Below are 8,859 nucleotides of genomic sequence, written 5' to 3'. Positions count from 1 at the left end.
CGGGACAGTCACATGGCCACGCCGGCGCTTACACCATCGCCATCCCGCCGTTGACGTGGATCGTCTGGCCGGTGACGTACCCCGCTTCCCGCGACGCCAGATACACGACCGCGGCCGCGATGTCTTCCCCCGTCCCGAGCGCCCCCGCCGGGATCCGCTGCGTCAGTGCGGCCTTTTGCGCATCGGGCAGGCCATCGGTCATCGCCGAGCGGATGAAGCCCGGCGCCACGCAATTGACCGTAATGTTGCGGCTCGCCAGTTCCTGCGCCAGCGCTTTCGACATGCCGACCAGCCCCGCCTTCGAGGCAGCATAGTTCGCCTGGCCGGGATTGCCCGTCTGCCCGACGACCGAGGTGATCGACACGACACGGCCGAAACGCTGCTTCATCATCGGCTTCGCGGCGGCGCGGATCAGGCGGAAGGCGGCTTCCAGATTGACGCGGATCACCTGATCCCATTCCTCGTCCTTCATCCGCATCGCCAGATTGTCGCGCGTGACCCCGGCGTTGTTGACGAGGATATCGAGCCGCCCGCCCAGCGCCGTTACCGCCTGCGGCACCAGCGCGTCGACGGCGGCGGCGTCCGACAGGTCGCACGGAAGGATGGGGTGATCCATATCGTCGGCGCCATGATCCGGCGAGGACGAGACATTTTCACCATCACGCAGCACGTTCGCGGCCCGCCGGGCGGCCTGCAACTTCTCTTCGCTCGTACCAGACCATGCTACTCGCGCGCCCCGAAGCGTCAGAGCTCGCGCAATTTCGCTGCCGATACCGCCCGAAGCGCCGGTGACCAGCGCGGTCATGCCTGTAAGGTCGAACATCTCATTCTCCGTAGTACGAGTCAGCGGATTCGCACAGAGGACGCGGGGCATCCCGACCCGAATTGCCGATCCAGGCACACCGCGACGTCAGGAACGTCGCCACTGACGGCATCAATGTCCCTCACCTGCTCTGCGTCCTCGGCGTGCCTGGCGCGAACCCTAAATCGTCTTTAGCACCGCCTCGATATCGTCCATCGACACCACGCTCACCGTCGCCACGTCCGGCGCGATGCGCTTGACCATCGGCGCCAGCACCTTGCCGCCGAACTCGATGAACTCGGTCACGCCGGCATCGACCATCGCCAACACCGACTCCCGCCACCGCACCCGGCCCGTTACCTGCTCGACCAGCAACCGCCGGATCGCGCCCGGATCGGCGACAGCCACGGCATCGACATTGGCGTACACCGGCACCAGCGGCGCGCGCAGTTCGGCCTTGGCCAACGCGCCCTCCATCACCCGCGCGGCATCTTCCATCAGCGGGCAGTGGAACGGCGCGGATACCGGCAGCAGCAGCGCCCGCTTCGCGCCCATCTCCTTGGCGAGCGCCACCGCGCGCTCCACCGCGACACGGTGACCTGAGATCACCACCTGCAGCGGATCATTGTCATTGGCGACGGTGCAGACGAGCGCCGGTCCCCCTTCTGCCGCGATCGAGTCGACCGCCGCACCGGCGATCACCTGCGCCTTCTCAACGTCCGCGCCCAGCAGAGCCGCCATCGCGCCTTCCCCGACCGGCACCGCCGCCTGCATCGCGCGCCCGCGCAGCTTGAGCAGCCGTGCGGTGGTCGTCAGGTCAAGCGCTTCCGCCGCGCAGAGCGCGCTATATTCGCCCAGCGAATGGCCCGCGACGAAATCGGCCTTGTCCGCCAGCGACACGCCGCCCTCGCGCACCAGCACCTGCAGGGTGGCGATGGCATTGGCCATGATCGCGGGCTGCGCATTCTCGGTCAGCGTCAGTTCGTCCGCCGGCCCCTCCGCCATCAGCCGGCGCAGATTCTGGCCGAGCGCCTCGTCGACTTCTCCGAACACCTCGCGCGCGACCGCGGAGGCGTCAGCAAGCGCGACGCCCATGCCGACCGACTGACTGCCCTGACCGGGAAAGATGAACGCGCGCATCGTGCCTCTCCTTGAACGAAGGGATGCGCTGCTAGGCGGCGCAGGGCGGCGCGGTCAACCTCCGGCACGCCCCGGCGGACGTCCGCACGAGCACGACGTCCGCGCCGGGATGGAACATCCGCCGCGCGATCGGGGCGGGAATCCAGGGTTCCAGCCCGATCGACCGGATCATGGCGCCGATCCGCGTAGGCGGCGCCGGATAGCGTGCGACGATGCGACCGGCGGGGGCTTCGTCCGCTTCGACCACGACCAGCCGCCCCGGCCCGGCCGGCCCGGGCGCGACATTGCGACGCCCGGCAAAGGCCAGCGATTCCCGCGCGATCGCGACGATATGCGGATCAGCGGCGACCACCTCGTGCGGATAGCTGCGGCTGGCCTCGACGAGCACCTCCATCGTCCAGCGCGGGTGAACGTTGGCGGCGCTCAGCAGCAGCAGATTGCTGCCGACCATGGCCAGCATGATCATCGTGCGCCGGGCGGGCGCCAACCACGCCAGCCACGCCGCGACCCACGCCACCCCCGCCAAGGCGGGAAGCAGGAAATAGCGCGGGTTGAGCACCAGCTTGTGCACCAGCACCGCCACCAGCGCGAAACTGGCCAACGCCATCGCGGCCAGGACGATCGCGCGTGGCGAGGTCAACCGGCCCCTGCCCTGCCACCACGCGAGCGGCAGGACCCAGAACAACAGGCCGAAATCGTCATTGACCAGCAGCACCAGCAGCGGATCGACCGGCGCCCATAGCAGCAGGTTGCCCTCCCTGTTGGCGGCGCGATCGATATGAGCGTCGTGGTGAAAGGCGAGATCGTAGCGGCGCAACGCATCGCCCGTTGCCGCATATTGGAACACCGCCTCGGCACCGAGCACCAGCACGATCCCAAGCCCCGCCGCGACCAGCAGCCGGCGTTCGACCGGCCGCCCGGACAGGAAGATCGCGCCCAGCGCGGCGAGCGGCAGCACGCTCGTCTCGCGGCACAGGATCGCCACACCGAATGCTCCCCCCGCCGCGATCCCGCGCGCGGAGCCGGCGCGCGCGCCCGTCAGCAGCATCACGCCGATCAGCAAGGCGCTCGCCTCCGCCAGATCGGTGCCGACAGTGGTAGCGCTGGCCACCACCACCGGCAATGTCGCGGTCAGGATCGCGGCGATCCATCCAGACCGCGCGCCGGCGATGCTGGCGCAGAGCCGCATCATCACGGCGATCAAGAGCATATAGAACAGCAGCGCGGTCGCGGCGAAGGCGGGATAGCCGTGCCCCAGCAGCGCGATCATCGCCGCGAACGGCACCACCACCGGGAAGCGCGTCGTCCAATGATCGCTACCGGCAAAGGGGGGATCGCTCAACCAGCGCGCCGCCCCCCGGTAATATAGCGCGTCGTCCGAGGCGATATAGCCAATCCACCCCACCAGCAGCGCCGCGACGATCGCCAGGATCAGGGACAGCGCCCAGAGGCGATGCCAGGGCGGCCCTGGTGCGTCGTGCGCGGGGGTATCGGGCGGAGAGGCGGCGACCATCGTTCCCTGCCTAGCGCGCGCGGCTTGCCATTTGGTATCCGCGCCACGGCGATGCCACGCTTGCTTTTGCCATGGACCTGCGGCATAGCGCGCTCGCTTCGGGCGGAAGGCGATGCCTTTTCCGCCCGTTTGCCTTTGCAGACGACAGCCGGAGGGGCGGTGCGCATGGGGCGTCCGTCAGCGATCGGCCAACAATGAGGAAAGACATGGCTCTTTACGAGCACGTGTTCCTTGCGCGCCAGGATCTGGCACAGGCGCAGGTGGACGCGCTGGCGGAAGCCGCCACGAAGATTGTCGAGGATCACGGCGGCAAGGTCGTGAAGACCGAGACCTGGGGCCTGCGCAGCATCGCGTATCGCATCGCGAAGAACCGCAAGGCGCATTATGTGATGCTCGAGATCGACGCCCCGGGCGACACCGTCGCCGAGTTGGAGCGTCAGACCAGCATCAACGAAGACGTGATCCGCTACATGACCGTCCGTGTCGACGGCCACGAAGCCGGCCCGTCGGTGATGATGCGCAAGCAGGAGCGTGATCGCGAGCGTCGTGCCGACCGCGGCGAGCGCGGTGGCGAGCGTGGAGACCGCGGCGGCGATCGCCCCCGTCGTGATCGTGAAGAGGAGGCCGCATAATGGCGCGTCCGTTTTTCCGTCGTCGCAAGTCGTGCCCGTTCAGCGCCAAGGATGCGCCCCGGATCGACTATAAGGACGTCCGTCTGCTCCAGGGCTTCGTGTCCGAGCGTGGCAAGATCGTCCCGTCGCGCATCACCTCGGTGAGCGCCAAGAAGCAGCGCGAACTCGCCCAGGCGATCAAGCGCGCCCGTCATCTGGGCCTGCTGCCCTACGTCGTTAAGTAAGGAGTCCGATCCATGGACGTCATTCTGCTTGAGCGCGTCGAGAAGCTCGGCGCCATCGGCGACGTAGTGAAGGTGAAGGACGGTTTCGCCCGTAACTTCCTGCTGCCGAACAAGAAGGCGCTGCGCGCCAACGAAGCCAACCGCAAGGTGTTCGAGGCGAACCGCGCTCGTATCGAGAGCGACAATGCCGCGCGTCGTAGCGACGCGGAGAAGGAAGCCGGTTCGTTCAAGGACGCGTCGGTCACGCTGATCCGCCAGTCGTCGAACGTCGGCCAGCTGTACGGCTCGGTCGCGGTGCGCGATCTGGTCGACGCGCTGGTCGCCGACGGCCACAAGGTGTCGAAGAGCCAGATCGTGCTCGATCGCCCGATCAAGGCCATCGGCGTCTACGACGTTCGCGTGCAGCTGCACCCGGAAGTCGCGGTGAACGTGAAGGTCAATGTCGCCCGCTCGCCCGAAGAGGCCGAGATGCAGGCGGCGGGTGTCGATGTCATGGCGCAGGTCTTCGAGGAAGGCCGCGACCAGGGCGGCTTCACCGAGGATTACGACCCGAACGCCGAGCCGGGCGTAACCGCCGAGACGCAGGAGGAGCAGGCGCAGGCCTGATCCCCGCTCCTGCCGGGCGGGTCGTATGCGCGCCCCGCCCGGCCATTCACCTGGCCATCAGGCATAAAGAAAGGCCCGTCCGGATCGCTCCGGGCGGGCCTTTCAATTGGGCGCCGCTAGCGGGGGGTGGGGGGCGCGACGCCCGGGGGGGCCGTGGTTCAGGGCACCGCCACGAACGCGCCGAGCACGGCAGCGAACGGCATAAGTGCCAGAACAATTGGGAAAATCTGTCTCATTCCTGGCGGACTTTCTCGTTTCCGTTCGGGTCGAAGGCAGAATGCCCGCCGCGGCCAAAGGTTGCGGAAGTCTGAATGAAAAAAACGGCGGACGGCGCTAGCCGCGCCACATCGGGGTCATGCTCATCAGCGACAGCACGCCGGCGACGATCACCGCGATCCAGATGCTCATGCCGCCAGCGTGAACGAACGCCACCGCCCCCGTCACCGCGCCCGCGATCAACCCGCCCCATAGCAGCAGATACGGCACCCAGCCCCAGCGCGCGCCACCCCGCAGGGCCAGCGCGATGCGCTGACCGAGCTTGACCAGCGTGCCGGTCATATAGGTCACGCCGATGCTGACTTCCCCGTCCCGCAGGAACACCGCGTTTTCCGCGCCCATCGCCATCGCGAGCGCAAACACGGTCCAGCGCGCTGCCGTGCCGCCGGACAGGATCGCCGCGCCACCCAGCAGCAGCGTCACCAGCGCCAGCACCGCCGCCCGTTGTCGGCGGGGGCGCCGGCCGGCCACCAGAGCGCCCAGGATCACCCCGACGATGAACGCGCCGACCAGTCCCGCCGCCAGCCTGGCCACCGCCGGATCACGCACCAATCCGACCGCCAGTCGCGTCGAATTGCCGCTCATGAACGAAACGAACAACCCGCCCATGCGCAGGAACCCAAGCGCGTCAACATAGCCCGCCAGCCACGACAGGCACGCCGCCAGCAACCAATCGCTTCGCGGATGACGTACCATCGGTCAGCGTCGCCCGAACAGTTTCTCGATATCGCCATGCGCCAGCTTCACCCAGGTCGGCCGGCCATGGTTGCACTGCCCGGAATGCGGGGTCACCTCCATCTCGCGCAGCAGCGCGTTCATCTCCGCCACCGACAGGACGCGCCCGGCGCGAACCGACCCGTGGCAGGCCATCGTTCCCGCCACCGCATCAAGCCGCTCGCGCAGCGACAATGCCTCGTCATAGGCGGCCAGTTCATCGGCCAGATCGGTGACCAGCCCGCGCGGATCGCCCTGCCCCAGCAACGCCGGCGTCGCGCGGACCAGTATCGCGCGCGCGCCGAAGCGCTCGATTTCGAGGCCGAAATCCGCCAGCTCGGCGGCTCGCACCTCCAGCCGATCGCACGCGGCCTCGTCCAGCTCGACCACCTCGGGCAGCAACAGCGCCTGCGACGCCACGCGCCCGCCGTTCAGCGCGGCCCGCATCCGCTCCAGCACCAGCCGCTCGTGCGCGGCGTGCTGGTCGACCAGCACCAACCCGTCCTGCGCCTCGGCGACGATATAGGTTCGCGCCACTTGCCCCCTGGCGACGCCGAGCGGGAAGTCCGCGCGCTCCGGCGGGGGCGCCCAGGCGGGCTCGGCACGTGCCAGCGGCGGCGGGACGGTGAAGCCGGTACGGCGATCCGCCACCATGCCGACCGCGTGGCCGCCGGGGGTGAAGGCCAATTCGTCCGGATTCGACCAGAAGGCCGGCGCCGCCGGCCCGGCGGTGCCGCTAAGCGGATCGCCACCGGGCGACTCGGGACGCCACAATCCCATCACGTCGGCCGGCGCCTCATGCGCCACGCGGTGCCCCGCCGCGTCGAGCGCACGACGCAGCCCCGAGACGATCATGCCGCGGACCAGCGCGGGATCGCGGAAACGTACTTCGGTCTTGGCGGGGTGCACGTTCACATCGACCTCGCTCGGCGGCACATCGATGAACAGCGCCACCACCGCATGCCGGTCGCGTGGCATCATCTCGGCATAGGCGCCTCGGATCGCGCCGATCAACAGGCGGTCCTTCACCGGGCGGCCATTGACGAACAGATATTGGTGGTCCGCCACCCCGCGATGAAAAGTGGGCAATCCCGCCACGCCGCCCAGCACATGGCCCTAGCGCTCCAGGTCGATCGTCACGCTGTTGTCGGCGAGCGCGCGGTCGGTCAGCGCCGCGACGCGCGCCGGCCGTCCTTCCGCCGCGACGACCGACAGGGTGCGGCGCCCGTCATGCTCGACGGTAAAGGCGATATCGGGCCGCGCCATCGCCAGCCGCCGGACGACGTCGAGGCACGCCGCATATTCGGCACGCGGCGAGCGCAGGAACTTGCGACGCGCAGGCACGTGCGCGAACAAGGCCTCCGCCACCACCCGCGTACCCGGCGGCAGCGCGGCAGGGCCGTCACGCTCGAGCACGCCATTGTTCACCGTGCGCGACCACCCTTCCATGCCGCGGGGCCGGCTCTCGATCGTCAGCCGCGCGACCGAAGCGATCGACGGCAACGCCTCGCCGCGAAACCCCAGCGTGACGACTCGATCGATCGCCTCGTCGGGCAATTTGGAGGTGGCATGCCGCTCCAGCGCCAGCGCGATTTCGGCCGGTGCCATGCCGCACCCGTCGTCGGAAACCTCGATCCGCTCGATCCCGCCCGCGGCCAGCACCACCGCGATGCGCGACGCCCCGGAATCGATCGCATTCTCGACCAATTCCTTCAACGCACTGGCCGGTCTTTCGACCACTTCACCGGCGGCGATGCGATTGACCAGATGCGTGGGTAGGCGACGTATTGACACAGGACAGTCCCTAGCCCAATCGACCGCATCCCGCGACCCCGCAGACGCCGTCGAAAGACGATCACCGGTGCGACCGGGAGACGGACGACCACGGCCGGACATACTCCCGGCGACCAAAGGCAACGGACAGCAACGTCAATGGTATTCTCGCGCTTGTTCAAGATGACCTCGCATGACATGGCGATCGACCTCGGAACCGCGAACACCGTGGTATACGTGCGCGGTCGCGGAATCGTGCTGAACGAACCGTCGGTGGTCGCAGTGGAAACGATCAACGGGCAGAAGCGCGTCAAGGCGGTCGGCGACGATGCCAAGCTGATGATGGGCAAGACGCCGGGGACGATCGAGGCGATCCGCCCGCTGCGCGACGGCGTGATCGCCGATATCGATGTCGCCGAGCAGATGATCAAATATTTCATCGAGAAGGTGCATGGCCGTCGCCGCTTCATGCGCTGGCCGGAGATCGTGATCTGCGTCCCCTCGGGCTCGACCAAGGTGGAGCGCCGCGCGATCCGCGACGCCGCGCAGAATGCCGGCGCCAGCGCGGTCTATCTGATCGAGGAGCCGATGGCGGCGGCGATCGGCGCTGACATGCCGGTGACCGAGCCGGTCGGCAGCATGGTGGTCGATATCGGCGGCGGCACGACCGAGGTCGCGGTGCTGTCGCTGCGCGGGCTCGCCTATACCACGTCGGTGCGCGTCGGCGGCGACAAGATGGACGAGGCGATCGTCAGCTACGTCCGCCGCAACCACAATCTGCTGATCGGCGAAGCGACCGCTGAGCGAATCAAGCAGGAACTGGGCTGCGCCAAGCCGCCGGTCGACGGCATCGGCAAGACCGTCCACATCAAGGGGCGCGATCTGGTCAACGGCGTCCCGAAGGAAATCCAGATCAATCAGGCGCAGATCGCCGAGGCGGTCAGTGAGCCGGTCGCGACGATCGTCGATGGCGTGCGGATCGCGCTGGAGAATACCGCGCCGGAACTGGCGGCGGACATCGTCGACCAGGGAATCGTGCTGACGGGCGGCGGTGCGCTGCTGCAGGGGTTGGATGAGGTGCTGCGCGACGAAACCGGGCTGCCCGTCACCGTGGCGGACGATCCACTGATCTGCGTCGCGATCGGCACCGGACGCGCGCTGGAGGATCCGATGTTCCGC

General features: G+C 68.2%; 10 protein-coding genes. 4 read left to right on the top strand and 6 right to left on the bottom strand.

Annotation, left to right across the window (positions count from 1 at the left end):
* Positions 1-28: 28 nt before the first annotated feature.
* The 3 genes from fabG to ACFDSW_RS12875 all read right to left on the bottom strand — a co-directional run bounded on the left by fabG (position 29) and on the right by ACFDSW_RS12875 (position 3,455).
* The gene (gene fabG / locus ACFDSW_RS12885) at positions 29-823 is read right to left on the bottom strand and encodes a 3-oxoacyl-[acyl-carrier-protein] reductase (RefSeq protein WP_375250687.1); all 795 of its coding nucleotides are present in this window, start codon (positions 821-823) and stop codon (positions 29-31) included.
* Between the two features lie 159 nt (positions 824-982).
* A complete protein-coding gene (gene fabD, locus ACFDSW_RS12880) occupies positions 983-1,942 on the bottom strand; it encodes an ACP S-malonyltransferase (protein ID WP_375250686.1) in 960 nt (319 codons plus the stop codon).
* 31 nt (positions 1,943-1,973) lie between these two features.
* Complete coding sequence (locus tag ACFDSW_RS12875; protein ID WP_375250685.1) at positions 1,974-3,455, bottom strand: hypothetical protein; 1,482 nt, start codon at positions 3,453-3,455, stop codon at positions 1,974-1,976.
* 206 nt (positions 3,456-3,661) lie between these two features.
* On the opposite strand from ACFDSW_RS12875, the gene rpsF reads away from it, so the two are divergent.
* The 3 genes from rpsF to rplI are packed head-to-tail and all read left to right on the top strand — an operon-like array spanning position 3,662 to position 4,917.
* Positions 3,662-4,087: a 30S ribosomal protein S6 gene (rpsF, locus tag ACFDSW_RS12870; RefSeq protein WP_375250689.1), complete on the top strand. Its 426-nt coding sequence runs from the start codon at positions 3,662-3,664 to the stop codon at positions 4,085-4,087.
* Complete coding sequence (rpsR, locus tag ACFDSW_RS12865; RefSeq protein ID WP_007403456.1) at positions 4,087-4,311, top strand: 30S ribosomal protein S18; 225 nt, start codon at positions 4,087-4,089, stop codon at positions 4,309-4,311. The genes rpsF and rpsR overlap by 1 nt, the downstream gene beginning before the upstream one ends.
* Positions 4,312-4,323: 12 nt before the next feature.
* Positions 4,324-4,917 (top strand): 50S ribosomal protein L9, encoded by a 594-nt coding sequence (gene rplI / locus ACFDSW_RS12860; RefSeq protein ID WP_375250684.1) that lies wholly within the window; start codon positions 4,324-4,326, stop codon positions 4,915-4,917.
* A gap of 333 nt (positions 4,918-5,250) precedes the next feature.
* Here rplI and ACFDSW_RS12855 read toward each other — a convergent pair whose 3' ends face one another.
* From ACFDSW_RS12855 to mutL, 3 genes are read right to left on the bottom strand one after another with little or no spacing between them, the layout of a single operon-like run.
* Complete coding sequence (locus ACFDSW_RS12855; RefSeq protein ID WP_375250683.1) at positions 5,251-5,889, bottom strand: YoaK family protein; 639 nt, start codon at positions 5,887-5,889, stop codon at positions 5,251-5,253.
* Between the two features lie 3 nt (positions 5,890-5,892).
* A complete protein-coding gene (locus tag ACFDSW_RS12850) occupies positions 5,893-6,975 on the bottom strand; it encodes a hypothetical protein (RefSeq protein ID WP_375250688.1) in 1,083 nt (360 codons plus the stop codon).
* 48 nt (positions 6,976-7,023) lie between these two features.
* A complete protein-coding gene (mutL, locus tag ACFDSW_RS12845) occupies positions 7,024-7,701 on the bottom strand; it encodes a DNA mismatch repair endonuclease MutL (RefSeq protein WP_375250682.1) in 678 nt (225 codons plus the stop codon).
* A 138-nt stretch (positions 7,702-7,839) separates the two neighbouring features.
* Between mutL and ACFDSW_RS12840 the strand changes: the two genes are divergently transcribed.
* A partial coding sequence (locus tag ACFDSW_RS12840) for a rod shape-determining protein (protein WP_375250681.1) occupies positions 7,840-8,859 on the top strand: 1,020 nt, incomplete at its 3' end.

This window comes from Sphingomonas sp., assembly GCF_042091075.1.
Lineage (GTDB): Bacteria > Pseudomonadota > Alphaproteobacteria > Sphingomonadales > Sphingomonadaceae > Sphingomonas.
The sequence above is the reverse complement of the archived record's forward strand: the minus strand, read 5'-3'. Positions and strand labels throughout refer to the sequence as shown.